This window comes from Microcoleus sp. S36b_A4 (assembly GCF_036700645.1).
GTDB lineage: Bacteria > Cyanobacteriota > Cyanobacteriia > Cyanobacteriales > Microcoleaceae > Microcoleus.
The window spans coordinates 16,922-41,946 of sequence record NZ_JAUBPI010000010.1 but is presented as its reverse complement, the minus strand read 5'-3'; the positions used below and the strand labels follow the sequence as shown (position 1 = coordinate 41,946).

Here is a 25,025-nt window from a genome sequence, read left to right as displayed (position 1 = left end):
CTCTCAACTATTTATTCAGCGCTTCGCGGGCGGCTACCGCTTCGTCGGGATGAATATTCAAGCGGGTCAAATTAATTCGACCTTTGTTGTCAATTTCTCGTACTTTGACAATCACTTCATCGTTCACAGCTAACTCGTCTTCCACTTTGCCAACGCGGTAGTCCGCTAACTGGGAAATGTGAATCATTCCTTCTTTTCCGGGCAAAATTTCCACAAAAGCGCCGATCGGAATAATTCGAGTTACACGGCCGACATACACATCTCCTGCATTCAACTTGCGCGTCATGCCTTGGACAATGTTGTAAGCCCGCTGAGCTTTTTCGCTGTCGTTGCCAGCAATTGTCACGGTTCCGTCGTCTTCAATGTCAATTTTGACACCGGTTTCTTCGGTGATGGCTTTGATCGTTTTGCCACCAGGCCCAATTACCAAACCGATAAATTCTGGATCGATTTTCAGGGTTAGCAAACGTGGTGCAAACGGCGACATTTCCTTGCGGGGAGTGTCGATGGTTGCCAGCATTCTTTCTAAAATGTGCAGTCTGGCTGGTTTGGCTTGTCGGATGGCGGTGGCAATCACATCTAAGGGCAAACCTTTGATTTTCATGTCCATCTGCAAAGCAGTAATGCCGGTGTCGGTACCGGCTACTTTGAAGTCCATGTCGCCTAAGAAGTCTTCAATTGCCTGAATGTCAGTCAAAATTCGGACTTCATCGCCTTCTTTAATTAAGCCCATTGCCGCGCCGCTGACGGGTTGGGAAAGGGGAACGCCTGCATCCATTAATGCTAGCGTTGAGGCGCAAACTGAACCCATTGAGGTGGAACCGTCGGAAGAAAGGATTTCGGAAACTACGCGAATCACGTAGGGGAAATCTTCTTTGGATGGCAAAACGGGCAGCAAAGCGCGTTCTGCGAGGGCTCCGTGACCGATTTCTCGGCGGCCGGGCGATCGCATCGGCTTGGTTTCTCCTACCGAAAACGGCGGGAAATTGTAGTGATGCAGGTAGCGTTTGTCTTGCTGCGGGTGCAAGTCGTCTCCTAAGTCTTGGGCGTCGCCTGGGGTTCCCAGGGTAGCTGCGGACAAGACTTGGGTTAACCCCCGATTAAACAACGCACAGCCGTGTACTCGCGACGGCAGCACGCCTACGCGACAAGAAACGGGTCGCACCTCGTCTAGCTTGCGACCGTCTACGCGGATGCCATCTTCGAGGATCTGCTTCCGCATCATTTTTTTGGTAACGTCTTTGAAAACGTTGCCGATCGCCTTGCTGTTGGCGGTGGCGGCTAGTTTTACCGGATCGTCTTCGGCAAGTTCGGCGATCGCAGATTCGACTGCATTTGCCTTAACTTCGTCCAAAGCTGCATTCCGTATTGTTTTGTCTTTTTCAAATCTTGACAAAATGATGCGGATGGGTTCTTGGGCGCGATCGCGAATGAAGTTTTCTAGGGCCGAATCTTGGGATGGCCGTTCCTCTACCACCAAATCGATACCCAATTCCGCCATAATTTCGCGCTGGGCTTGAATCAAGTCACAGGCTGCTTCATAGCCGAAGTCGATCGCCTCGATGATATCCTGTTCCGGCAACTGGTTGGCGCCGGCTTCTACCATGATTACTCCGTCAGGAGAACCAGCTACCACGAGATCCAACTCGCCTTCTCTGATTTCGCTGTAAGTTGGGTTGATGATGAAATCATCTCCTACCAAACCGACTCGCACCGCAGCCATCGGCCCGTAAAACGGCATTTTCGCCAGCAGTATCGCTACTGAAGCCCCCGTCACCGCCAAAACATCCGGTGGCACTTGTTCGTCCATCGAAACCGTTGTGGCTACAACTTGGATGTCATCTCGCAGCCAGCTTGGAAATAGGGGACGCAGGGGTCGATCGATCAAACGACCCGTCAGAGTCACTTTTTCTGGGGGACGCCCTTCCCGGCGCAAAAATCCACCGGGAATTTTACCGCCAGCGTAGAGTCTCTCTTCGTAATCCACCAACAGGGGCAGGAAATCAATTCCCTCTCTCCCCTGCGATCGAGTCGCTGTCACCAAAACGGCCGTGTCACCCGACTGAATCAAAACTGCACCGCCTGCTTGAGGCGCTAGTAAACCAATCTTCAGTCTAATATCCCGTCCATCGAAGGATATTGACTTGTCTATCTCTACCATGTAGCACTGCTTCCTTATCTACCACATTCTTTCTCTGTCGGGATCGTAACATTACCACAGGATGTTTGAGAGTCCGACGCCAAAAGACAGGGATAATCGCCTCGCGATCGACTGTCTGCGTCTGGCTTATAAGCATTTATACTCTCGAATTATTTTTTGCAGTCTGGGGTCGATTCTCTGGTCGATCGTCCGCTAAACGCCTTCCATAGATGGTACGATCAATTTTCGTTTGGGAATTGGGACGTTGAAGGAAGAAGGAAGAAGGAAGAGGGATTTAGTTATCTAGGCCTGGCAATAAGCGGTAAGGTGTGCCCTAAGTACCTAAATATACAGGTTCTACCTAATTCCTATCTGGCTCAAAATTTCCTCGGTTTGTTTTAAATAAAATTTTCACAAATTCCATATAAATGCTGTAGTCAACCTCGCACTTAAATACAAATATCAGGGTAAAAAAATATGGCAATTTTACACGGCAGTTGGCTCCTAGAGGATGAGAAAAATTGCTTATTTATATGGGGAGAAACTTGGCGAAAAATAGGGGCAATTGACACCAAGGTGGGGATAAATCTACAGCATCCCTTAGCTATGACCGAAGCTGAATTTAAGAGTTTCCTAAATTCCTTGCAACAGTCGGGAAAACTGGATTGGCAATTACCGGAAACCGCAGAAACTCCACCGGAAAAAAGCAAAAAAACTAGGCGATCGCCTAAAACTCAAAACGCAGCAGAAATTCCCGCCCAAAACTCCTCGATTAAAAGGGAAATTCGGGCGATCGCACTTCCCACCCAAATCTCAGAATCAAACGCAACTCTGATGCCGCAGCACTCAGCAGCAGCACTTGAGGAACCCACTAAAACCGAGGAAATTTACCTTTATCCCTGGCAAGTCCAGGGTTTTTGTCTCAACCCTCAAGCAGCTTTTGTTTTCTTGCAATCACTACCCCTTAACAGCACAGAAACAGACTCTTTTGTCGGCTCAGATTTGCGTTTTTGGTCTCATATTGCTAGGTGGAGTTTGGATTTGTTGGCAAGATGCAAGTTTTTGCCTGGATTGGAGAAACAGTCGGACGGTTCTGCTATTGCCAAATGGCAACCGTTGTTAGATAGTTCTACAGATACACTCCGCCTCGCCACTTTTGTCAAGCAAATGCCGACGGCTTGCAGAACATATCAGAAGAAGGAAGAAGGAAGTTCGGCAACGGATTCTGTAACGGATGTAACGGATGTCAGGAAGAAGGAAGAAGGAAGAAGGAAGAAGGAAGAAGGAAGAGGGGAAAAGGAAGAAGGAAGAGGGGAAAAAGAAGGAAGAGGGGAAAAGGAAGAAGAATCTAGTCAATTGCCTTTAGCGGTCGATTTGCCGATGGGGGCGGAGGAATTGGTGTTAGGCTTTTTGAGCAGTATTGTAGATAGTCAAGTGCGATCCTCTTCGAGGGCTGCGCTAACGACTGGTAGCTTTACTTTAGACATCAAAGCAGTTTCTCCTGTGCGCGACTGGCTGCAAGCTTTGCAGCAGGAATCTGGAATTGTGCAAGTAGAAACAGCAGCATTGGAAAACTTGGCAACCAAGCTGAGTGCTTGGACTGCACCGCTGCAAAACCAATTATCTCAACACAATCAATTTCGCACTTGCTTTCAACTCATACCACCAGCGCCCGGTAAAGCCGACTGGAGTTTAAATTATTGCTTGCAAGCAGCAGATGAAGCAGAATTTTTGGTAGACGCGACAACCATTTGGAACAACTCAGTCGAGCGTTTGAATTATGCAGGCAGGACTATAGAATTACCTCAAGAAACTTTGCTCAGCGGCTTGGGCTTAGCCTCAAAACTCTATCCGTTAATTGAACCGAGTTTGCAAGCACAGCGGCCTCAATCTTGTCTTTTAAAACCGTTAGATGCCTACAATTTTATCAAGTCTGTGGCTTGGCGTTTTACTGATAGCGGATTGGGCGTAGTTTTGCCGCCTAGTTTGACAAAGACGGATGGTTGGGCGAGTCGCTTGGGTTTGAGCATTCAAGCGGAAACTCCGAAAGTGACTCCGGCGAAAGGTGGGCTGGGATTGCAAAGTCTGCTAAATTTTAAGTGGGAATTGACGATCGGCGGACAGCGCATTTCTAAGGCAGAATTTGACAGATTGACCGCGTTGAATTCGCCTTTGGTGGAAATTAACGGCGAGTGGGTGGAGTTGCGCGCGCCGGATGTGAAAGCGGCTCAAACTTTTTTTGCCAGCCGCAAAGAGCAAATGACTCTTTCTTTGGAGGATGCTTTGCGTTTGGCGTCGGGCGATACTCAGATGATCGAAAAATTGCCTGTGGTGAATTTTGAGGCTACGGGTCAACTTCAGGAATTGTTGAATACTTTGAGCGATAATCAAGCGGTAAGTGCGATCGCAACTCCGGCTAGTTTCCGAGGACAATTGCGGCCTTATCAAGCCCTAGGAGCAGGCTGGTTAGCATTCTTAGAACGCTGGGGTTTGGGTGCTTGTCTCGCGGACGATATGGGGCTCGGTAAATGCTTGTTACCACAAAGTTTGCTTTTTGTCAATGGTTTTTTACAAAAAGCTGAAAAAATATGGGAAGCTTATGCCGGAAAAACAGAATTCGACGGTGAGGGCTTTTGGTCTGAACCTAACGAGCAATTACTGGTAAATTCCATAAATCAGGAAACAGGCAAAATTGTACAGGCACCTATTCGACGACTTTACCGCCAGCAAGTGCAAGAAAAGTTGCGAACAATCAAACTGCAAGACGGTAGCAGCATCACAATTACCCGCCGCCACAAATTGTTAGGACGCGATGGCTGGACAAATGACCTCAAGGTGGGAGATTATGTTTGCGTTCCTGCTAAATTGTATTGGGAAGGAAAACCGGAAGATCCCGATTTGGTCAAGTTTCTGGCTTGGCAGATTGCTGAGGGATATGAGCAGCGCGATCGGGCTGTACTCTCGATCGCACAAAAAGATGCGACAGTTCTGGAAAAGCTACGTGTCGCACTCCATAGGCTCAGCGAAAAGTATGGAATAAAAATCAATAATCCTGCTGTTCGTACTCGTGCTAAGCAGACAGCAGCAGACTTGGTTGTATGCAGTCGATCGTACCAAAGCTTTCTTGAGGCTAAAGGCTACGAGTGGGGAAAGCTGTCAGCCGAGAAAAGCTTCCCACAATTTATCATGCAAGCTAATCTTGACAGCATACGAATTTTCCTCAAAAATTACTTTGATGCTGAAGGTTCTGTCTTTCTTAACACGCGAAATATCGAAATTAGCACCGCTTCGCCTTTAATAATTCAACAACTTTCTACACTGCTGCGGCGCTTTGGAATTTGGCTGCGAATCGCCACTAAGCAGAAACGCGCCACCAATGGCAGCGGGATTTTTCGCACCTATTATATCGGTACTTTCGGCGGTAACTCAGCGCGCATATTTTTGCAGGAAATTGGCTTCGGTTATCCAGAAAAACAGCAAAATTTAGAGAAAATTTGCGAAGCTACTGCCAATACCAATGTCGAAGGAATTCCGGTTTCGGATATTGTTGCCGATGCAGTGGAGATGACCAAACTGCCGCTACGGCATTTTGGAATGCACAATCCTGTTTATATTAACGGTTCCCAGCAGTTTTCCCGCATCAGCCTAGGAAAGGTGGTAGCAGGTATGGAAAATGTGCTTGGTGGTTCCGCAGAACAGGAGTACCGCCAGCTAAAGCCTTCTAAATGGACGAATCAAACCCTACAGGCTTATGCAAATCTCAATGTAGCGCAGCTAGATACTGTCCGAGAAAATTTGCAACTTATACTCGATCGCGAAGTATTTTATTGCAGAATAGAGGAAATTGAGGATTTTGAGTACAGTGGGTGGGTTTATGATTTTGAGGTGAGCAAGCATCACAATTTTGTTGCCAATAATATCTTGTGCCACAATACTATTCAGCTCATTACCTTTCTCCTGCATTTACAAGAACAAAATTCTCTAGAAGCGCCAACATTACTGGTTTGTCCGACATCAGTATTGGGCAATTGGGAGCGCGAAGTCAAGAAATTTGGCCCGACGCTGAAAGTGTTAGTTCACCACGGAGACAAACGCCCTAAAGGCAAAGCATTTGCGACGGCAATTAAGGGAAAGGATTTAATAATTACCAGTTACGCGCTGGTGTTTCGGGATGCTAAGGAATTTCAAGGCATTAAATGGCAAGGATTGGTTTTGGATGAAGCGCAAAATATTAAAAATTCCGAGGCGAAGCAGTCGCAAGCGGTGCGACAAATCGAGGCATCTTTTAGAATTGCACTGACGGGAACTCCGGTGGAAAATAGACTGCAAGAATTGTGGTCTATTTTGGACTTTCTCAATCCTGGCTATTTGGGGCCGCGCAATTTCTTTCAGCGCCGATTTGCAATTCCGATCGAGAAATACGGCGATCGAGAATCTTTGCAGACTTTGCGATCGCTCGTTCGGCCTTTCATCCTCCGCCGCCTGAAAACTGACAAAGAAATCATCCAAGATTTGCCCGAAAAACAGGAGATGACTGTGTTTTGCGGGCTGGCGGCTCAACAGGCGGTATTATATCAGAAAATAGTCGAAGAGTCAATAGCTGAATTAGACTCAGCCGAAGGCATTCAGCGTCGCGGAATGATTCTGGCTTTGCTGGTAAAACTCAAGCAACTTTGCAACCATCCGGCTCTTGTGAAAGCAGAAGCAAAGCCGAAAGAATTGGAGATTAAGAGTCAGGAATCGGGGAAATTGCAGCGGTTGGTGGAAATGTTAGAAGAGGTGCTCGCTGAGGGCGATCGGGCTTTAATTTTCACTCAATTTGCTGAATGGGGAAAACTCCTGAAACCCCATCTAGAACAGCATTTAGGGCGAGAAGTTTTGTTCTTGTACGGCGGAATTCGGCAACAGCAGCGGGAAGAAATGATCGATCGCTTCCAGCACGACCCCCAAGGCCCGCCGATTATGATTTTATCTTTAAAAGCAGGCGGGACAGGTTTGAACTTAACCAGAGCAACTCACGTTTTCCACTATGACAGATGGTGGAATCCTGCAGTCGAAAATCAGGCAACTGACCGCGTATTTCGCATCGGTCAAACCCGCAATGTACAAGTTCACAAATTTGTCTGCACAGGTACGTTAGAGGAGAAAATACACGATATGATCGAAAGCAAAAAAGCGTTAGCCGAACAAGTTGTCAGCGCTGGCGAAAACTGGCTCACCGAGCTAGATACAGACCAACTTCGGAATTTACTGATTCTCGATCGCAATGCTATTATAGAAACAGAAGAATAATAATATAGCATTTCTCATAAAGATCACGTGCTATCGGTCATAGGGCATAGGGCATAGGGCATAGGGCATACCTCACTTTCTTGAGAACCGCTATATAACCCATTCCAAACAGCATGACACGGAAGTTACGAATACACGGATAGCTGTTTTTTTCTTTCTGAATTCAACATCCCAATTACCAATGCCCAATGCCCGATGCCCAATGCCCGATGCCCTATGACCGATGCCCAATTCCCAATTCCCAAATAAATGATTGACAGAGAATGGTGGACACAACAGTGGTTAGATTTAATCAATACCTATCGCTTCAAAAAGCGCTTAGAACGTGGCTGGCAATATGCGCGCGAAGGTAAAGTTCTCAGCATTAAATTCCCTAACCAAGAAGTAATTGCCGTAGTTCAAGGCACTGATCCAAAACCCTATCAAGTTTCTTTAGGCCTAGACACCTTAAGCGATGAAGATTGGGATTATGTGATTGAAAATATGTCTCAAAGAGCAGTTTTTTCAGCTAAACTCTTAGCAGGAGAAATGCCGCACAATATTGAAGATGTATTTGCAGCGGCGGGCAAAACGCTATTTCCGTTAAGTTTATCTGATATTCGATCGCGCTGTAGCTGTCCTGACCCGCAAAACCCTTGCAAACACATCAGTGCAGTATACTACTTATTGGGCGATCGCTTCAGTGAAGACCCCTTCGTACTCTTTCAACTGCGGGGGAGAACCAAAGAGCAAATTTTGACAGCACTTCGTCAAAGACGAGGTACGCAAGGAGAGGAAAATTCTCAACTCAACTCCGGCGAAAATGCGCCCACAGCGAATTCTAAATTGCCAAAGGTCGATCGCTTTTGGGAATACAATCAGCAGCTAGAATCATCTTTAGTAGTTATTGTACCCCCACCCAGCAGCGAAACAGTATTAGATATCTTAGGCCCAATTCCCATCGCCACCGACGGAAAAGGAAGCGCTAGTAAATCCTCGCCCGCATCTGACGCACTCAAGCAACATTTTAGCAAAATCTACCAAGCAGTTAGCCAGCAAGCAGTTTTAGCAGCACTAAAACGGGGCGAAGGAGATTAATAGATTTTACTCTTACAGAGTATAATAGGGACTATAGCTGATAACAAATCAGGCTTTAATACCCCTTTTATTCTTTAGTCCCTCTCTGCTGCAACGAGAGTTTGTGTAGAATTGATTTCCACCGAGGAGTCTTACTTTTGGCAATTTCAGTTTACACTTCCCGCAAATTACTCATAATCTCTATCAATTCCTGGGGGCGTTTAATCAAAAAATCGGGATTGTGTGCAGCCAAAGCCTCCTGAGAATTAAAACCCCAAGCTACAGCCATTACCTTAATTCCTGTTTTTCGAGCAGCTTCTATATCTCTAATCTCATCTCCCACATAAACAACTTCTTTAGCATTTATATTTTCTCTTTTTAGCCAGCTATTAATAACTTTATGTTTGCCAAAAGTTGAACCCGAGTAAATAAATGTGAAAGTATCTTGCAAACCGTTTTTTTCCATCGATGCCAAGACGTTTTCTCTGGAATTAGATGTGATAATGCCCAGTTGAAATCCCAGTTTTTTTAACTCCAGTAAAACTTCTTTAATTCCCGGAAATAATTGAATGTTGGGAATTTCGCTGCGTAACTCTGCTTTCAACATTCTAATCAACAGCGGGAATTTGAAGATAGAAATGCCAGAATACTGAAGGAGTTGCCAAGAAGTTAAATTGCTCAGTTGAGCGATTTGCTCCTTGGTCGCAGACTTAAAGCCCAATTCTACTGACAAACGGTTGGTGATGCTCAGAAGAATATCGATTGTATCTGCTAAAGTACCGTCAAAATCAAAAATAATTACTTTGGTCATGGGACAATAGCAAATAAGGAACCGGGTATCATACAATTTTAGATTTTAGATTTTAGATTTTAGATGGGGAATGACTTACTGCATAATGTATTGACTATTGGCGCTCCGTACATACCCTAGGGTTATTATCTATAGGGTAATGTGCCCCCTAAGCACCCTGACGAACATCTCAAATTTTAAGGGTTAATTTGATTGGCTTTGGCATTTCGCCGCAGCATTTCCGGTTTAATGCGCCGCAGCGCGGAAGCTGTAAATCTGCGGTTCCATTCCTCGTCGGAAATGTCGGCTAATTCTGCAAGTGTCGGTGCTATATTTTCAGGATAAGGCTCAAACTCTGCCACATCAGTTGGTTTAGCAAATCGCTGATTCCAAGGACAAACATCCTGACAAATGTCGCAACCTGCTACCCAACCTTGTAAATTAGATGCAATTTCGTAGGGCAATTTTTCGGCTCGATTCTCGATCGTGTGATAGGCTATACATCGCTCGGCATTCACCACAAAAGGCTCAGTAATTGCTCCCGTCGGACACGCCTCAATGCAGCGAGTACAAGTACCGCAATGTTCCGTATGAGACTCATCCGACGCTAACTTTAAATTAGTCAAGATTTCGCCCAAAAACACCCAAGAACCGTATTCGCGCGAAATTACATTACCATTTTTGGCAATCCAGCCAATCCCGGCACGCTGCGCCCACATTTTATCCTGAATTGGCCCGGTATCAGCATAATACCGCGCTTCAATTCCCTCGCCTTGCGATCGCACCCAATTTGCCAAAACCTTCAGTTTTTTGTGAAAAATTCTGTGGTAATCCCGCCCCCAACCGTAGCGAGAGATTTTAGCATATTCGACCGCTGTATCGTCCCCCCTCTCACAAGGGGGATTTGAGGGGCGTTGGTGAGGTGTGTAGTAGTTGATGGCGACACATATTAATGACTGCACCTCTGGCATGAGCGATCGAATATCCTGCCGTCTCGGGTTTGCCATCCATGCCATATCCGCCTGATAACCCTTGTCCAGCCAAGCTTGCAATCTTTGTTTTTCTAAATCAAAATCCGCGTCTGTTGAGGCTATCCCCACTTTGTGAAATCCCAACTCAAGGGCTTTTTGCTTAATGCGATCGCTATTAATTGATTTTTTCATCACGTAAGAAACCACTGCACAATTTGTGCCATAAGTCTAGTAGTTTTAAGAGTATTTTTGGGACAGTATTGATAATTCTTTTACAATCTTTATATTTATAAGTTTGAACTCCAAAATGTCAAAAATGTTACATAATTTAATTTAGGGAGAATTCGATTCGCTAATTCAAGTACGCAAGTAAAACCGACAGCGAATCCCACAGCATACATATGGCAGTTAGTATTCAATCAGCTCAATCTATTTTTTCCAACACCGAGATCGCTAGCGTTGTTCCGGCTACCACGGAAGCGTTCTACAAACTCAGCGTTGAAGACCAACTCGCACTGCTCTGGTATGCCTACACCGAAATGGGCGTTTCCATTACCGCAGCAGCACCGGGAGTAGCCAGCATGGCGCTTGTCGAAGGCATTCTGAGCGAAATCAAGCAAATGTCGCCGGCTGCTCAAAGCAAAACCATGTTTGACCTAGCCAGCAACGCCGACACAACAATTGGCCGGATTTACACTTCTTTGCGCGTCAATACCAAACTCGGTTTCTGGTATGAGTTGGGACAGTTGATGAAACAGGGCCTTGTCGCTCCGATCCCCGCTGGCTATCAAATGTCTCCCGAAGCCACCCAAGTTCTCGAAACCATCAAAAAACTCGATCCGGGTCAACAAATTACCGTACTTCGCAACACCGTAGTTAACATGGGCTATGACCCTGCTTTTAACCAAGAGTACGGCAAACGCTCAGCCCCCCGCAGCACTCCCACCGCTCCAGAAGAGCGGGTGAAAACCCAAATTGAGGGTATTAGCGAGCAAACTGTACTCAGCTACATCGACTACATGAACGCCTTCGACTTCACGCCAGCCGTCGGTTTATTTGCTGAAGAAGGTGCCCTGCAACCACCTTTCCAAAAGCCGATCGTTGGTCGCGACGCTATCCTCAACTATATGCGGGAAGAGTGCGTAGGACTGAAAATGATGCCCCAGCAAGGCGTATCGGAACCTGCCGAAGATGGCTACCGACAAGTGAAAGTCACTGGCAAAGTCGAAACTCCCTGGTTCGGATCGAATGTGGGTATGAACATCGCGTGGCGGTTTTTGCTCGATCCCCAAGGTCAAATTTTCTTTGTGGCGATCGACTTGTTGGCATCTCCTAAAGAATTGCTCAATTTGATCCGCAAATAGAATATTCTTGTTGGCTCTGTTAAACAGGCTGGCCCAGAAACCCAGATGCCATTAGGTGTCTGGGTTTATATCATTTTAGATTTTAGATGTTAAATTTTAGATTCAAGAATTAAAGGATGAAAAATGAGTGATTGTATCAGGGTTTACAGCTTGGCTACACTTGTATTTTTTGAAAGTAGGATTGATTTTGGTCGATCGCTCTGAAATCTGCGATCGACGCTCTGCGCTTCCCGATTCCTCCTTTTTTCGGAGAATTATTTCCCTACCCCTACTTATATCTTTTGAGGGATTTGCTGCGACAAAGAGAATGATTACAGTATAATCATTCATTTGAAATCACTTGTTTTATGACCGCAACAACTCGACCTATTTTAACTAACTCTATAAAGATTGCAGGCATCACAATGCCAGGGATACTGCAATATTTTGAAACTTTAAACGCGGGGGATTTTGAAGCGACGGCTAATTTATTTGCCGATGATGGGGTTCTGCACGCGCCGTTTGAAGATCCAATTATCGGCAGGATTGCGATCGCCACTTATCTAAAAAAAGAAGCACGAGGAATGCAGCTAGAACCCCAGAAAGGTGTCAGCCAAATTTTAGAAGATGGCACTGTGGAAGTTCAGGTCAGCGGCCGGGTGAAAACTTCCGCATTTGGTGTTAATGTCGGATGGCTGTTCTTGCTCAATTCTGACCCAAAAATCCTTTCTGTTACGGTCAAACTGTTAGCTTCTCCCCAAGAATTGCTAAATCTGCGGTCACATAAGAAATAAGCTGTTTGATAAACTGTTTCAGATTTAAATTGCCTATTGCGGTTTGACCTGTCGATCGCACGTAATAGCTAAAGTCGTGCGATCGCCAGGTTAATCGGCTCTTTATCGCCAGAATCAGGCAGAAACCGGGTTTTTTCCAAATCTTTGGTAAAGTGCCACTCACGGTATAAAAATCCCGTTTCTGCGGTATTTGTGCGATCTGGACTGTACCCCTACAATCTTACAGTTTCTTAGAGAGGGACGCTACTGCACGAAAAACTGGCTGTCACCGCAGCGTGCGACAGACAGCCAAAGCGAGTCAAAAAGTGCATTGCCAATCATTAATGACTAATGACTAATGACTAATTAAGATTTTTCCGGCAAACTCGCTTCCAACTTTAGACAGTTGCGACCGTCTATTTGCAAAGTGTAGTCCACCCGATCCATAAGTCTACTCATAATCAGCCAGCCGTAGCCGCTTTCCTGTTTAGCTTCCGGCCTCGGCGGATTGTAAGTATCCATTTCGTAACCTTTACCGTAATCCCAAATTTCTAAACCAATATCCCTATTTTTTAAATTCAAGCGAATTAACACGGGCAAATTGGGTTGATCTTTGTGAGCATGGCGGATCACGTTAGAATAGGCTTCTGCTAACACCAAGCGCAAACGATTCGACTGACGTGGCCAATCGACGTGCTCTCCTAGCTCTACTTCCAAACTGCTCAGCAACCAATTTTCAACAATTGTTAAAAACCGCAAGTCGCTTGGCACATGAAGCTCAGTATTCATAAAAAAATCCCGTAAGTTTGAAAACCCCTGTGTCTTCACACCAGGTATGAAACACGACGCGCCGAATGGATTCGGCCTCAATACTTGTCGCTACTTGGAGGATACTAGCCTTTTCTGTTTAAAAATCAGGCATTCGTCATTCGGTAGAAGGCAGAAGTTAAGAGTATAGTTGAAAAATTTTGTTAGGGGCTTTAAGCCCATTAACAATTGATAATTATACCGAGACTGCAAGCAGCGAAGTATAAAAATCTGTGTTTCAATCCTTTGCTTTTAAGCGTTGGTTTTTTCTGACAAATGCCTTCTACCTTAACCCTTGACAGGTATTTAATCCCCCAGTAAAGCGATTCAGGAAACTAGCTGCGTCATCGCCGGCTAGGTTTTTTACTGTGGTTTTTGACTGTTGACGATAACGCCGTCCTTTGCAGGACTACTCTATGGGCCGTCAACAAGCAGGGCTTAAGTTTTTTCGGCTCTCACCCCCGACTATGCGTCGGGAGTCGCTGACAGATTCAAAGAACCTCCAGAGAGATTATGGTTTGGTCGTCTTCCTGAACGGGATTATCGGCTCGGATGTGAGCCAACAAATTGTCCAAGTTGAAAGAACCAGGTTCTTGAATCAAGAGTTGCCAAAGCCCTTCTTGTTGTAGCATAGAACGGGTTGGTACACCCCCTGCTACCGCTTGACTTGTCACGCTAGCTTCAGTAATTCCGTCACTCGTCAGCAGAAATACATCTCCTGACTTTAGTTCGATCGCACCTGCTTTGCCTCTCCAAACTGGTAGTATCCCCAAGGGAATGCCACGAGCTTTCAGGAAATTCGGCTCGGCTGGCGTTTTACCGCTAGCGGCTTGAGCTTTCACCTCCGAGTGAGACCAAACAATCGGGTAAATGTGACCGGCATTAGCAAAGGCTAGGTGTCCGGTTGACGGAGTGTAACGAGCTACAACCATTGTAATAAAATGGTTGTTGCCGATCAGGTCGTCAGACATAGTGCTATTCATGTTCTGCATAACTTGATCGGGCTCTGGAGAAACTTCTTGGGAAAGTTCCCGCCGCATCACCGAAATCGCGCTGGCCATAAATAGAGCAGCCGGAACTCCCTTACCCGAAACATCTCCCACCGCTATCCAAATATCCCCCTGAGAGTGAACGTAGACTTCAAAAAAGTCGCCGCCAACTTCCCGCGCGGGATAACAGCAAGCTTGCACCCTGACTGTTTCAAAATCCGGCCAACTTTGGCGCAACAAGTTTGTTTGGATTTGGCGAGCCACTTCCAACTCGTTTTGCATCTGCTTGGCTAAATCCAGAGTCCGCTGGTAGAGCTTAGCTTGAGACAGGGCGAGAGCAGCTTGAGCTGCTACACCTTCTATTAACTCTATATCTTCTGCCGACCAAGGGTTAGCGCCGCCAATCTGGCACAAAGCCAGTACCGCCAGCAATTCTTGCTGGTAAGTCAGGGGCACGGCAATCTCAACCGAGTTACCATCCCCCCCACTGTTTGGGTTCACTTGAGTTTGGCGGCTGGCTACGGCTTGAACCAGCAAATTTTCATCAAAAGAAAAGCTACTGGCTTCAGAGGTTTGGGATTGGTAGGGGAAGGTACTCGGCAATAGTCGATCGGCTTCTACCGGCCGCAGCATACAATAGTTGGCCTCAAAAGTTTGACCTACGGTTTGAACAATAGTTTGTACCATACTAGAGTAATCAAGCGACCCGCGAATCACGCTCATTACCTCATTGAACAGAGATTCCTTGCGTAAAGCGCGGCGCAATGCAACGCTGCGCTGCTTGTAGTATTTGTAAGTATCTGAGGCTTGATTGATCACCAATTTGAGTTCTTCTGGATTCCACGGTTTGGTGATGTATTTGAAAACTTGACCTGAGTTGATGGCCTCAACCAAATCTTCAACATCGGTGTATCCCGTTAGCAGAATCCGAATCGTATCGGGAAATCGCTCGACTGTTTTCCCCAAAAACTCGGTGCCATTCATTTCTGGCATCCGCTGGTCAGATATAATCACCGCCATCTCACCCTGTTCGTCTAGAACTTCCAGGGCGCTGAGGGCGCTATCTGCTTTGTAAACCTGAAAGTCGCGTCGAAACGTCCGGTACAATAAATCCAAGTTGTCGGGTTCGTCATCGACTACCATCAGTTTCAGCTTGCTTCCATCTCCCCGACTCATCTTTCTTCCCCCTTGAAAACCCCCACCATAGCTGTAATCAGCAAGGTGGCGGGAGGAAAAGGGGGGCTGGATATATGCAACATATCAGTTACGTCAAGTTGAGTTAAAGAAACCCGTTTTACCTCAAGGTGAGCATTCCTTTCGCACCATCTGTTCGCACAGATGAGAGGCTTTCGATACTGTAACCCGCCTCGGTAGGCCGCTTCAATAGGGAAAATTCCCGAGTCAGCTTTCACGCTGTGATACGAGCAATGACCTTGTTAGCAGTTGGTACTTTTCTAAACACACCAGCATTCAAAACGGCTAATTAATGTTCTGATTGCAGAGTTCTTAACTAGCTGGGTACTGTCCTCGGTGTGAATTTTAACACTTACTACTAACGCAGGTATTGCTACCTAAGTCTGGTCAACACCGGCTGTATTTCCAGCCCCACTGTACCCGGAGGGTTAGTGGTGGGTTGTTGGCGCTATTCCCTACATCTTTGCCGAATCGTACTTGATTGCTGCATGCAAGTCTCCTTAATCTCTGAACTTTTTGCAGCAAGCATATTACTACTGCCGAATCAAGTTATTCTTTCTGCCAGTCTGAGCTTAGCAGAACGAGAGCGGGGATTTCTAGCGACTTCTTCGGATTGTGGGACGATCGGCTTTTTTGTCAGTACCTGCAAATTGGGTGTTCCTCTGAGTTGGTGCTTGACTGGTCGGTCTTCGAGACTGTGAAATGTAATGATTCCGATTCTCCCACCGGGTTTTAACCACCGTGGGGCTTGGTTGAGGAAAGTTTCTAAAGAAGCGAGTTCGGAGTTGACAGCTATCCTTAAAGCTTGGAAAGTACGGGTGGCCGGATGGATTCTGCCGTTGCGCTGCTTGGGGGGGAAGCTGGAGGCGATCGCGCCTGCAAGTTCTGTTGTAGTTTGAAAAGGACGGCTTTGCACAATCCGCCTCGCGATCCGCCGCGACAGTCGCTCCTCGCCGTACTTGTAAATAATATCTGCTAGTTTAACTTCTTCCCAGTGGTTGATAATCTCTTCTGCCGTCAAAGATTGCTGCTGGTTCATACGCATATCTAGTTGAGCTGGGTGGCGAAAACTAAATCCTCGTTCCGGTGTATCGAACTGAGCAGAGCTGACGCCCAAGTCTGCTATGATACCATCAAATTCGGCCTCTGAGGACTGATATTCAGCAAAGTTGCCGTGCCAAAACTCAACGGACGAGTTGGCAAATCGGGCTTGGCAAAAACGGATGGCTTGTTCATCGCGGTCGATCGCCACCACTGTAACATCTGGCGCCGCCGCTAAAATCAAACTCGTGTGTCCCCCGCCCCCAAGCGTCGCGTCCAAATAGTGCCCGCCTGGACGCACAGCCAAACCGGCAATTAACTCTTGACCCAAAACTGGAACGTGATAGGTGTCAATACTCACATCCGATCCAAGGGTCTCCTTCTCAGAGAGCTCGATATCCTTCATAATCATAAAAGCCAAACAAAAATCAACAATAGCTAGTAATCATTAATTCATTTAATTATGTCAAGAATTGAGACTAGAACCGAACCGATGGTGCTCAACATGGGGCCGCACCACCCATCCATGCACGGGGTACTCCGGTTAATCGTCACCTTAGACGGGGAAGACGTAGTGGACTGCGAGCCTGTTTTGGGCTATCTGCACCGCGGGATGGAAAAAATCGCCGAAAATCGCACCAACGTGATGTACGTGCCCTACGTGAGCCGCTGGGACTATGCTGAGGGGATGTTTAACGAAGCGGTTACAGTAAATGCGCCGGAAAAGTTAGCGAATATTGCTGTCCCCAAACGGGCGAGTTACATTCGGGTAATCATGCTGGAGTTGAACCGGATTGCTAACCATTTGTTGTGGTTGGGGCCGTTTTTGGCGGACGTGGGGGCGCAAACTCCTTTTTTCTATACTATGCGTGATCGCGAGATGATTTTAGACTTGTGGGAAGCAGCCACAGGTTATCGCATGGTGAATAATAACTATTTCCGCATTGGCGGAGTTGCCGCCGATTTGCCTTACGGTTGGGTAGATAAGTGCGAAGATTACTGCGATTATTTCGTTCCCAAAATTGACGAGTACGAACGTTTAATTACCAACAATCCAATCTTCCGCCGCCGGATTGAAGGCCTGGGTACTATTTCTCGCGAAGAAGCGATTAACTGGGGACTTTCCGGTCCGATGTTGCGCGCTTCCGGCGTTAAGTGGGATTTGCGGAAAGTTGACCATTACGAATGTTATGACGACTTCGACTGGGAAGTTTGTACCGAAGCTGCTGGCGATTGTTTGGCCCGGTATGTGGTGCGGGTTCGGGAGATGCGCGAGTCGGTTAAGATTATCTATCAAGCCTTGAAAGGACTCCCCGGTGGCTCTTACGAGAATTTGGAAGCGAAGCGACTCGAAAGCGGGCCAAAATCTGAATGGAATGGTTTTGACTATCAGTTTATTGGCAAAAAAGTAGCGCCGACTTTTAAGATTCCCAAGGGCGAACATTATGTCCGCGTTGAAAGCGGCAAAGGTGAGTTGGGGATTTATATTATCGGGGATGATAGTGTCTTTCCTTGGCGCTGGAAGATTCGGACTGGGGATTTTAATAATTTGCAGATTTTGCCTCACATTGTGCGCGGCGTGAAGATTGCGGATTTGGTGGCGATTTTGGGGAGTATCGACATTATTATGGGCTCGGTTGACAGGTAGGTTTTGTCGGTTTTTATCTGAGAACTTAACCCGGTTTTTTTGTGGAACCGGGTTAATTTTTTTAAACCGCAGATGAACGCGGATAAACGCGGATGGATATCGATTAATATTGCTATTAACGTCGCTAAAATCTACCTTATTTCTCTCTTCTCTCTTCCTCTGCGCCCTCTGCGCCCTCTGCGGTTAATAAAAAAATCTCTCCTTCACAAAGGAAATAACATCAACTTTGATTCGATAAATTATGAAAGTTCAGCAATCAGATATCAATGACAGCAACCCGGAGCTCTGCGCTTTAATCTGCGAAAGAATTGCGGCAACTCCGCAGCAGCGAATTACTTTTGCTGAATATATGGATTTGGCATTATATCATCCGCAGCACGGATATTATAATAGCGATCGCCCCTCGATCGGCAAACAAGGCGATTTTATCACGTCGTCTCATTGGGGTGCTGATTTTGCGGAGGTTTTGGCACAGCAGTTTTTGGAAATGTGGGAATTGCTCGATCGCCCCTTCAATTTCGCGATCGTAGAAATGGGCGCTGGGCGGGGGAATTTTGCAGAAAATGTGCTGCAATATCTGCAACGGCAACATCCCGACTTATTTAAAGCTTTAACATACATAATTGTTGAAATTTCGCCAATACTTCAAGCGGAACAACGCCAAAGCTTAAGTGATATCAAGTGTGTTAAGTGGTGCGATTGGGATGAGATAGTTAATAATTCGATTGTGGGCTGTTTCTTTTCTAACGAGTTAGTGGATGCTTTGCCAGTGCATCAATTCATTCTGGAAGAAGGGCAAGTTAGGGAGATTTACGTTGCCGCAGAAACGCCCAAGAATGAACAAAAAGAGATAAAATTTATTGAAGTAATTGACGAAGTTTCCACCCCTAAAATTGGCGAGTATTTGGATTTTGTGGGCATCGATTTGTCGGCGAGTGTTTATGGGGACGGATATCGCAGTGAGGTAAATTTGGCTGCTTTGAACTGGATGAGTACAGTTGCTCAAAAGTTGCAGCGAGGATATTTGTTAACTATTGATTATGGCTATGCGGCGCACCGCTATTACAATCCGAGGCGCAGGGAGGGGACGCTACAGTGTTATTATCGCCACCGATATCACAGCAATCCTTATATTAATGTGGGGCGGCAGGATTTGACGGCTCATGTTAATTTTACGGCGCTGGAAAGGCAGGGTGAATTGTGCGGTTTGGATGTGGTAGGGTTTACTCAGCAGGCTTTGTTTTTGATGGCGTTGGGTTTGGGCGATCGTATTGCTTCTTTATCAACAAATGATGCAGAAGTATTGGATGTGGCAACGTTTTTGCAGCGCCGGGAGGCTTTGCATCAATTGATCGATCCGATGGGTTTGGGGGGTTTTGGGGTTTTGGTGCAGTGTAAGGGGTTGAGGGAGGAGGAAAAGGGGAGAATATTGAAGGGTTTGATGGTGCCTGATTGATAATTCCAGATTGATGATTAACTAATTTAATAGTTGAGATTTTTTGAACCGCCGATGAACGCTGATTAACGCTGATGTAATTTTGATTGATTCTGTATCTACCCAAATTATTGTCATACAACCAATACCGGATGATTGAGTTTGCGCTAAGCATACAAAAGAGATGCTTTCAGATCGTCAGCTTCAAGATCGGGCATTTCTTCTAGTATTTGTTCCTCACTCAAACCAGCCACAAATAAGTCCAGTACGTCTGATACCCGAATTCTCATGCCGCGAATGCAAGGGCGACTGTCGCACTGTCTAGGATTAACAGTGATTCTTGCGAGTAGCTCCGACATTAAAGTTAGCTCCTACAACGCTTAGTTATAGTATGAATGAGAGCGCTCGTAATTGTCAATAACTGGATTCCCATGATTATTAACTAATTAAGCTGTGCCAATCACTTTGGTCATCACTTAAGCGCACTGACTCAGTGGCGGAAATTCCCATTTTCCTGAATATAAAGTAGATGGCAACTTTAAACAATAGGCAGCCGGAATCACCTCAATCAACCACCAATTAAACATATCTCGTTTTGCCACAGCAAAACCAGAAATAGCATCGCCGGTAATGGCATCATACAGAATATCTAAGATGGCATTATAGGCTGTTTTTGTATTGAGTGTTTGCAGCAAGCCATAGAAGATATTATAAGCTTCGTCAGTAGCTTGATATTTTCCAATTTTGTTGATATTAGGAAACAAGGTATCTGCACAAGTTTCGGGAATTTCACAACCATCCTTCAGCCAAGAAAATACAATTTTTTGAACTCTATCAGCCTTGTCTTCTTCAGGAAAGTAATGTTTAATCGTCGGTTTAGCTGCTAATGCTATTCCATAAGCCATATAGACGTATCGCTGATGGGATATTTGATTATTAGGCATCCCAAAGGATGTCATTACTTCTACAAAGGCTTCTTCTACATCGCTGTTTCCGCCTCTTTCGTATAAATCGCGATACTTTCTGTCCCAAACTGTGTGAAGTGTTTGTTGTAATTGCTCTGGAATATCTGAATTGTTGGGCAACTTGAAATCGGTGTAATGACCTATGTCAAACTGTATCATTGACTTCCCTCCTTAGGTATTTTTCTTAATCGTAAACTAGGAGCCAGGTAATATTAAGCTTCATATCACCTCCATTCTACCTTACCCAGAAAAGCCAGTAAAGCCCTGGTAAGCTCTACTGACTTTCTATCCTGTACTTCTACGGATATGGCTGGTTGTAGAAGATAATCACTTGAATATTCGGAAATCTCATTTTAAAGTCCTCATCACAAGTAATGTTACAGCCAGAACACATATCTTTCTCAGTGTAGAGGTAGAGTATTCCTTCTACATCCAAGGAAACATCATCTCTTTCCAAGTCTTGTGCGAGTGCATTAAAAAGCTTATACTCAGCGTCACACTCATTCAAACAGCCTCTTGCTCTATCAAACCTCGGTACAAAAAACTGCTTTGGCCCATCCTCTTCACCTGGAATATTCAGAGGATCTCGCTTGCTGGTAGCTTCTAGGTTATAGACTTTGCCTGTCGGGATCTCCAACTTGACAACAGCAGCATTGCCAGAACGATTTTTTTTATTTGAATCTCCTTTTTGGATATGGATCAACCGAATATCTTGAACTTTCGTCTGTAGTTCCTCTACGATGTCCGCATGGCACTCAGGTATGCCTTCGGGATACTCGTAATGAGGTGTGTTTCTAGAGGGGTTTCCTGTAGTGAAGTTTTTGTTCACGTGAGTAATGATTCATTTTGCACACACCGATAAATAAAAATATATAACCTGACTTAGATATAAGATTTAAGCTTCGTCTGACTCAGGTATTTTGATTATACCACACTTTTAAATTAACGGAAAACTCTGCTCGTACCCCTCTTATTCAGCCCATTTTAATCGTTCTTGAATAGACATCCCCTGCAACTTTTTACTCATTTCATATAAATCCACTTGCGGATAATCCCCCTTAAATAGCGGAATTAAAGCCTCAACAACAGCAGCGATTCCCTGCGGCGGCACTGCATTGCCAATCTGCCGCCGCACTTCTGTCGTAGAACCTTCAAAAACAAAATCATCGGGAAATGTTTGCAATCTTGCCCTTTCACGATTTGTCAAAGAACGCGGTTCTAAATAATGATAACCCCAAGTTCCGCCACCTCCACCAGCAATAATTGTCGATGATGGTTTATCAGGATGAATTCGCCGATAAACGTGACTGATCATGCCTTTGACATAGTATGGACTATCCTTGGGAATATCAGAGAAATTGCCTCCCGGTTTAATTCGATTTAAAATTTCAACGGTGCGGGCTTGAATTTTATGATGTTGGTTATTGTCAAGAACTGCTTCCACATTTTTGAGTGCTTCGCCCGCTGTTCGATAAGGATGTTTGCGATTTTGACCGTATTCTGGCTGAGGATGCACAAAGTTAAATCCTGTATCCATCCGAATCCCAACTAATAACACTCTTTGCCGAAATTGCGGAACTCCGTAATCGGCAAAGTTGTAGAGTTTAGGTTTAACTAAGTAGCCGGGAGCTATACTTTCAAAGTCAGAAATTATTTGTTTTATTGCTTGATAATTATTGGCACTTAATAAGCCTTTGACATTTTCTGCTACAAAAGCTTTGGGCTTTTTTTTGTTGACAAAATCGAGAAAGTATGTATATAAATTGCCTCTGGTTCCTTCAAGTCCGGGGCGCTTCCAAATTAGGGAGAAATCTTGACAGGGGAACCCTCCTATACATATTTCTGCTTCGGGAACTTGTGCAATGTCTATATTTTCTATGCTGTCGTTGACGATGACATCAGCAATGTTTCGGCTGAATGTTTTGCAGGCGTATTTATTGGAGTCGATCGCCCAAACTACCTCAAATCCGGCTTGGTGGAAGGGCAAGTCCATGCCGCCGCAACCAGAAAATAAAGATATGAGTCGCGGTTTTTTTGCCCAGGCGATCGGCTGGAGACGTTCGATTAACATAGGAGTGCAAAGTTAGCCAAGGGCGGGCTGGATGCCCGCACCACAAGAGTGTCATCATACCAAAACCCGATCGAATTCGACTCATCAATTGATATTTCACTCTTCGTCATCTAACTCGATCCCCGCTTGACGCAGTTTTTCGACCAATTTTTCAGCGCGGAGTCTTTCGCGATCACCCCGTTCTTCCGACCAAAGCAACAATTCGCCTTCAGGATTCCACCACCTCAACCAACAGCCTGTCCTTCCTTCGTGGGTTCCTTCCCAAACTCCTAAAAACAAGTCTAATCCCGGTATCCAATAACGTCCGTTTTCATCAGGTTTTTGCAAGTTGTAGTGCTCTGATTCTAAAGCGTAAACTTCTAAATGAGCTGTTTTGGCTCGGAATATGATGTATCGGGGTACTTTGATTACTTGCTCGTAAAAATACCACTTTCCCACCCGCGAGGTAAACTCTACAGAGTATTCTTCTCCATAGGTTTCTGAAAGAAATTCCATCACGATTTGGGGGATGGTTCCTTCTGTGTGTGGCGTGTAACTACGGCGGACTTGCGAGACATTTTTTGGATTGACGGGTTGCACGTACATCCAATCTGGTGCTTTGCAGATAATACGCTGTTCCTCGCTGGTTGAACCTGGAAAACTTATACCGGCACACAAGGCAAAGTTGGAAACAATTAAGGCATCCTGCATTAATTCTGGAAATGCTGTTAGCGGCTGGCGCAAAGCGGCGGCTAATAATGGTTGGCTTTCGTCTTCCACGGGGTCGTCTGGTAGTTGAAAATCTTCTGGTAGTAGCGGCCAGGTGATTGTGAGTTTTGTTTCTGGGTTTTTAGTTGCTACAGACATAGTTTATCAGAGGTTAAATGTTTTAATGCTTAAATTATATCTCTTGGTTTTTGGGATTAATGTTAATGGCTTAATGACGAGGCAGATCCTCTGGATATGCGTTACCGGGCAGAGCCTGGTAACGAGGAAACCGACCGTTTCTTTTGTTTGTATCGAAGTCTAGATCCCCCCTAGCCCCCCTTAATAAGGGGGGGACAAGAGTGCCGTCAAAGCCCTTCTCAATCAGGGGGAACAAGAGTGCTGTCAAAGTCAACCCCTACTCCCCTTCTTAAGGGGGATTTAGGGGGATCTAGACTGGGCTAAAACCGAGAGTTCTAAGGGTTGTTAATTCTCTGCTGTAGCTCGTTTGTCATTGCTAGTAGTTCCGATTGGGCGATCGCACTTTGTTCACCACTCGCCAACCACTTCAATTGTACCGTCTCGTTTTCAGCTTCCGCATCTCCCAAAACTAAACACGCAACAGCACCGCTTCTGTCGGCTCTTTTAAACTGTTTCCCGAAAGCACTACCGCTCAAATCTATCTCGACACTAAACCCCGCACTTCGCAATTTTTGAGCTAACAATACCGATTGCTGTTCTGCTTTTTCGCCCCTAGATACAAAATAGAAATCTAACTTCGGCGCGGGCAAAGGTTGTAACTTTTGCAGCAGGATAATCAACCTTTCGATACCCATTGCCCAACCGACTGCCGCCGTATCTGGGCCGCCCAATTCCTTGACTAAACCGTCGTATCTGCCGCCTCCGCAAACTGTTGCTTGCGCTCCCAAATCGTCGGAGATAATTTCAAATGCGGTGTAGGTATAGTAATCTAAACCGCGCACTAATCTGGGATTTAACTGATAGCTAATTCCTAAATTTGTGAGCATAAGCTGCACTTGCTCGAAGTGCGATCGCGACTCATCGCCCAAATATTCTAAAATACTCGGTGCACCCTTGACAATTTCCTGAGTGCGCTCATTTTTACTATCCAAAATCCGCAGCGGGTTTCTAGTCAAGCGGTCTTGAGAATCGGCGTCTAATTCGTCTTTGTGCGGTGTAAAATAATCTATTAATGCTTGTCGATAATTTTGTCGGTCTTCCTTATTTCCGACAGAGTTAATATCGAGGCGCAAATTTTTTAAACCGAGAGTTTGCAGGATATCACAGGCGATCGCAATTACCTCGACATCCGCACGAGGATTCGCACTCCCCAAGACTTCCACGCCAATTTGATTGAACTGCCGCTGTCTTCCTTCTTGCGCGCGTTCGTAGCGAAACATCGGCCCAGCATACCACAGACGCTGCACGTCTCCCGCCGCGTACAAACTGTTTTGAATAAAAGCTCGAACTACTCCGGCTGTGCCTTCTGGTCGCAAAGTAGTCGATCGATCGCCCTTATCCTTAAAAGTGTACATTTCTTTGCCCACAACATCGGTAGCTTCGCCGATGCCGCGTTCAAATAAAGATGTCTGTTCAAAAATTGGCGTCCGAATTTCTCGATAAGCCGCTTTTTTCAAAATTGTTCTAGCGACTTCTTCTATATTTTGCCAATATTGAATTTCAGCGGGCAAAATATCCCGCGTTCCCGGTAAAGTTTTAATTGCACTCATTTTGTTAGTCAGTAGTCAGTAGTCATTAGTCAGTAGTCAGTAGTCATTAGTCATTAGTCATTAGTCATTAGTCAT

General features: G+C 45.6%; 18 protein-coding genes. 6 read left to right on the top strand and 12 right to left on the bottom strand.

Going from position 1 to position 25,025, the window contains the following annotated elements; genetic code table 11:
- Positions 1-7: 7 nt before the first annotated feature.
- Positions 8-2,161, bottom strand: coding sequence for a polyribonucleotide nucleotidyltransferase (locus QUA03_RS05145; RefSeq protein WP_333210266.1), 2,154 nt, complete (start codon positions 2,159-2,161; stop codon positions 8-10).
- Between the two features lie 456 nt (positions 2,162-2,617).
- Between QUA03_RS05145 and QUA03_RS05140 the strand changes: the two genes are divergently transcribed.
- Both QUA03_RS05140 and QUA03_RS05135 read left to right on the top strand, forming a co-directional pair.
- Positions 2,618-7,432 carry an SNF2-related protein gene (locus tag QUA03_RS05140; RefSeq protein WP_333210265.1) on the top strand — a complete coding sequence of 1,605 codons (4,815 nt, stop codon included), beginning with the start codon at positions 2,618-2,620 and terminating at the stop codon, positions 7,430-7,432.
- Between the two features lie 249 nt (positions 7,433-7,681).
- On the top strand, positions 7,682-8,509 hold the full coding sequence (locus QUA03_RS05135) for an SWIM zinc finger family protein (RefSeq protein WP_333210263.1): 828 nt from the start codon (positions 7,682-7,684) through the stop codon (positions 8,507-8,509).
- A 151-nt stretch (positions 8,510-8,660) separates the two neighbouring features.
- On the opposite strand, the gene QUA03_RS05130 is transcribed toward QUA03_RS05135, so the two are convergent.
- Positions 8,661-9,299 (bottom strand): HAD-IA family hydrolase, encoded by a 639-nt coding sequence (locus QUA03_RS05130; protein ID WP_333210261.1) that lies wholly within the window; start codon positions 9,297-9,299, stop codon positions 8,661-8,663.
- Positions 9,300-9,475: 176 nt separating this feature from the next.
- Positions 9,476-10,441: a tRNA epoxyqueuosine(34) reductase QueG gene (gene queG / locus QUA03_RS05125; protein WP_333210259.1), complete on the bottom strand. Its 966-nt coding sequence runs from the start codon at positions 10,439-10,441 to the stop codon at positions 9,476-9,478.
- A gap of 209 nt (positions 10,442-10,650) precedes the next feature.
- Between queG and QUA03_RS05120 the strand changes: the two genes are divergently transcribed.
- Both QUA03_RS05120 and QUA03_RS05115 read left to right on the top strand, forming a co-directional pair.
- On the top strand, positions 10,651-11,613 hold the full coding sequence (locus tag QUA03_RS05120; RefSeq protein WP_333210258.1) for an orange carotenoid protein N-terminal domain-containing protein: 963 nt from the start codon (positions 10,651-10,653) through the stop codon (positions 11,611-11,613).
- A gap of 347 nt (positions 11,614-11,960) precedes the next feature.
- Positions 11,961-12,386, top strand: coding sequence for a nuclear transport factor 2 family protein (locus tag QUA03_RS05115; RefSeq protein WP_333210256.1), 426 nt, complete (start codon positions 11,961-11,963; stop codon positions 12,384-12,386).
- A 345-nt stretch (positions 12,387-12,731) separates the two neighbouring features.
- On the opposite strand, the gene QUA03_RS05110 is transcribed toward QUA03_RS05115, so the two are convergent.
- The 3 genes from QUA03_RS05110 to rsmH all read right to left on the bottom strand — a co-directional run bounded on the left by QUA03_RS05110 (position 12,732) and on the right by rsmH (position 16,802).
- A complete protein-coding gene (locus QUA03_RS05110) occupies positions 12,732-13,154 on the bottom strand; it encodes an ATP-binding protein (protein ID WP_006633914.1) in 423 nt (140 codons plus the stop codon).
- Positions 13,155-13,663: 509 nt separating this feature from the next.
- Entirely contained in the window at positions 13,664-15,337 is a 1,674-nt protein-coding gene (locus QUA03_RS05105; RefSeq protein WP_333210254.1) for a SpoIIE family protein phosphatase, read from the bottom strand.
- A gap of 562 nt (positions 15,338-15,899) precedes the next feature.
- Positions 15,900-16,802 carry a 16S rRNA (cytosine(1402)-N(4))-methyltransferase RsmH gene (gene rsmH, locus QUA03_RS05100; RefSeq protein ID WP_333210252.1) on the bottom strand — a complete coding sequence of 301 codons (903 nt, stop codon included), beginning with the start codon at positions 16,800-16,802 and terminating at the stop codon, positions 15,900-15,902.
- A gap of 57 nt (positions 16,803-16,859) precedes the next feature.
- On the opposite strand from rsmH, the gene QUA03_RS05095 reads away from it, so the two are divergent.
- A complete protein-coding gene (locus QUA03_RS05095; protein ID WP_333210250.1) occupies positions 16,860-18,044 on the top strand; it encodes an NAD(P)H-quinone oxidoreductase subunit H in 1,185 nt (394 codons plus the stop codon).
- A gap of 241 nt (positions 18,045-18,285) precedes the next feature.
- The gene (locus QUA03_RS05090; protein ID WP_333210249.1) at positions 18,286-19,500 is read left to right on the top strand and encodes a class I SAM-dependent methyltransferase; all 1,215 of its coding nucleotides are present in this window, start codon (positions 18,286-18,288) and stop codon (positions 19,498-19,500) included.
- A 146-nt stretch (positions 19,501-19,646) separates the two neighbouring features.
- Here QUA03_RS05090 and QUA03_RS05085 read toward each other — a convergent pair whose 3' ends face one another.
- The 6 genes from QUA03_RS05085 to hisS form a co-directional block, all read right to left on the bottom strand.
- The gene (locus QUA03_RS05085; RefSeq protein ID WP_333210247.1) at positions 19,647-19,838 is read right to left on the bottom strand and encodes a DUF433 domain-containing protein; all 192 of its coding nucleotides are present in this window, start codon (positions 19,836-19,838) and stop codon (positions 19,647-19,649) included.
- Between the two features lie 117 nt (positions 19,839-19,955).
- Positions 19,956-20,603 (bottom strand): hypothetical protein, encoded by a 648-nt coding sequence (locus tag QUA03_RS05080; RefSeq protein ID WP_333210246.1) that lies wholly within the window; start codon positions 20,601-20,603, stop codon positions 19,956-19,958.
- 139 nt (positions 20,604-20,742) lie between these two features.
- Entirely contained in the window at positions 20,743-21,273 is a 531-nt protein-coding gene (locus tag QUA03_RS05075) for a deaminase domain-containing protein (RefSeq protein ID WP_333210244.1), read from the bottom strand.
- A 141-nt stretch (positions 21,274-21,414) separates the two neighbouring features.
- On the bottom strand, positions 21,415-22,515 hold the full coding sequence (locus tag QUA03_RS05070; protein WP_333210242.1) for a DNA cytosine methyltransferase: 1,101 nt from the start codon (positions 22,513-22,515) through the stop codon (positions 21,415-21,417).
- Between the two features lie 96 nt (positions 22,516-22,611).
- Positions 22,612-23,361, bottom strand: a complete 750-nt coding sequence (locus QUA03_RS05065) for a Uma2 family endonuclease (RefSeq protein WP_333210241.1) — start codon at positions 23,359-23,361, stop codon at positions 22,612-22,614.
- 314 nt (positions 23,362-23,675) lie between these two features.
- Complete coding sequence (gene hisS, locus QUA03_RS05060) at positions 23,676-24,950, bottom strand: histidine--tRNA ligase (RefSeq protein ID WP_333210239.1); 1,275 nt, start codon at positions 24,948-24,950, stop codon at positions 23,676-23,678.
- Positions 24,951-25,025: the final 75 nt, after the last annotated feature.

Excerpts from the sequence above, each read along its gene's own strand:
- QUA03_RS05145 (WP_333210266.1), bottom strand. The coding sequence starts at position 2,161 with ATGGTAGAGATAGACAAGTCAATATCCTTCGATGGACGGGATATTAGA.
- QUA03_RS05140 (WP_333210265.1), top strand. The coding sequence starts at position 2,618 with ATGGCAATTTTACACGGCAGTTGGCTCCTAGAGGATGAGAAAAATTGC.
- QUA03_RS05135 (WP_333210263.1), top strand. The coding sequence starts at position 7,682 with ATGATTGACAGAGAATGGTGGACACAACAGTGGTTAGATTTAATCAAT.
- QUA03_RS05130 (WP_333210261.1), bottom strand. The coding sequence starts at position 9,299 with ATGACCAAAGTAATTATTTTTGATTTTGACGGTACTTTAGCAGATACA.
- queG (WP_333210259.1), bottom strand. The coding sequence starts at position 10,441 with ATGAAAAAATCAATTAATAGCGATCGCATTAAGCAAAAAGCCCTTGAG.
- QUA03_RS05120 (WP_333210258.1), top strand. The coding sequence starts at position 10,651 with ATGGCAGTTAGTATTCAATCAGCTCAATCTATTTTTTCCAACACCGAG.
- QUA03_RS05115 (WP_333210256.1), top strand. The coding sequence starts at position 11,961 with ATGACCGCAACAACTCGACCTATTTTAACTAACTCTATAAAGATTGCA.
- QUA03_RS05110 (WP_006633914.1), bottom strand. The coding sequence starts at position 13,154 with ATGAATACTGAGCTTCATGTGCCAAGCGACTTGCGGTTTTTAACAATT.
- QUA03_RS05105 (WP_333210254.1), bottom strand. The coding sequence starts at position 15,337 with ATGAGTCGGGGAGATGGAAGCAAGCTGAAACTGATGGTAGTCGATGAC.
- rsmH (WP_333210252.1), bottom strand. The coding sequence starts at position 16,802 with ATGAAGGATATCGAGCTCTCTGAGAAGGAGACCCTTGGATCGGATGTG.
- QUA03_RS05095 (WP_333210250.1), top strand. The coding sequence starts at position 16,860 with ATGTCAAGAATTGAGACTAGAACCGAACCGATGGTGCTCAACATGGGG.
- QUA03_RS05090 (WP_333210249.1), top strand. The coding sequence starts at position 18,286 with ATGAAAGTTCAGCAATCAGATATCAATGACAGCAACCCGGAGCTCTGC.
- QUA03_RS05085 (WP_333210247.1), bottom strand. The coding sequence starts at position 19,838 with ATGTCGGAGCTACTCGCAAGAATCACTGTTAATCCTAGACAGTGCGAC.
- QUA03_RS05080 (WP_333210246.1), bottom strand. The coding sequence starts at position 20,603 with ATGATACAGTTTGACATAGGTCATTACACCGATTTCAAGTTGCCCAAC.
- QUA03_RS05070 (WP_333210242.1), bottom strand. The coding sequence starts at position 22,515 with ATGTTAATCGAACGTCTCCAGCCGATCGCCTGGGCAAAAAAACCGCGA.
- QUA03_RS05065 (WP_333210241.1), bottom strand. The coding sequence starts at position 23,361 with ATGTCTGTAGCAACTAAAAACCCAGAAACAAAACTCACAATCACCTGG.
- hisS (WP_333210239.1), bottom strand. The coding sequence starts at position 24,950 with ATGAGTGCAATTAAAACTTTACCGGGAACGCGGGATATTTTGCCCGCT.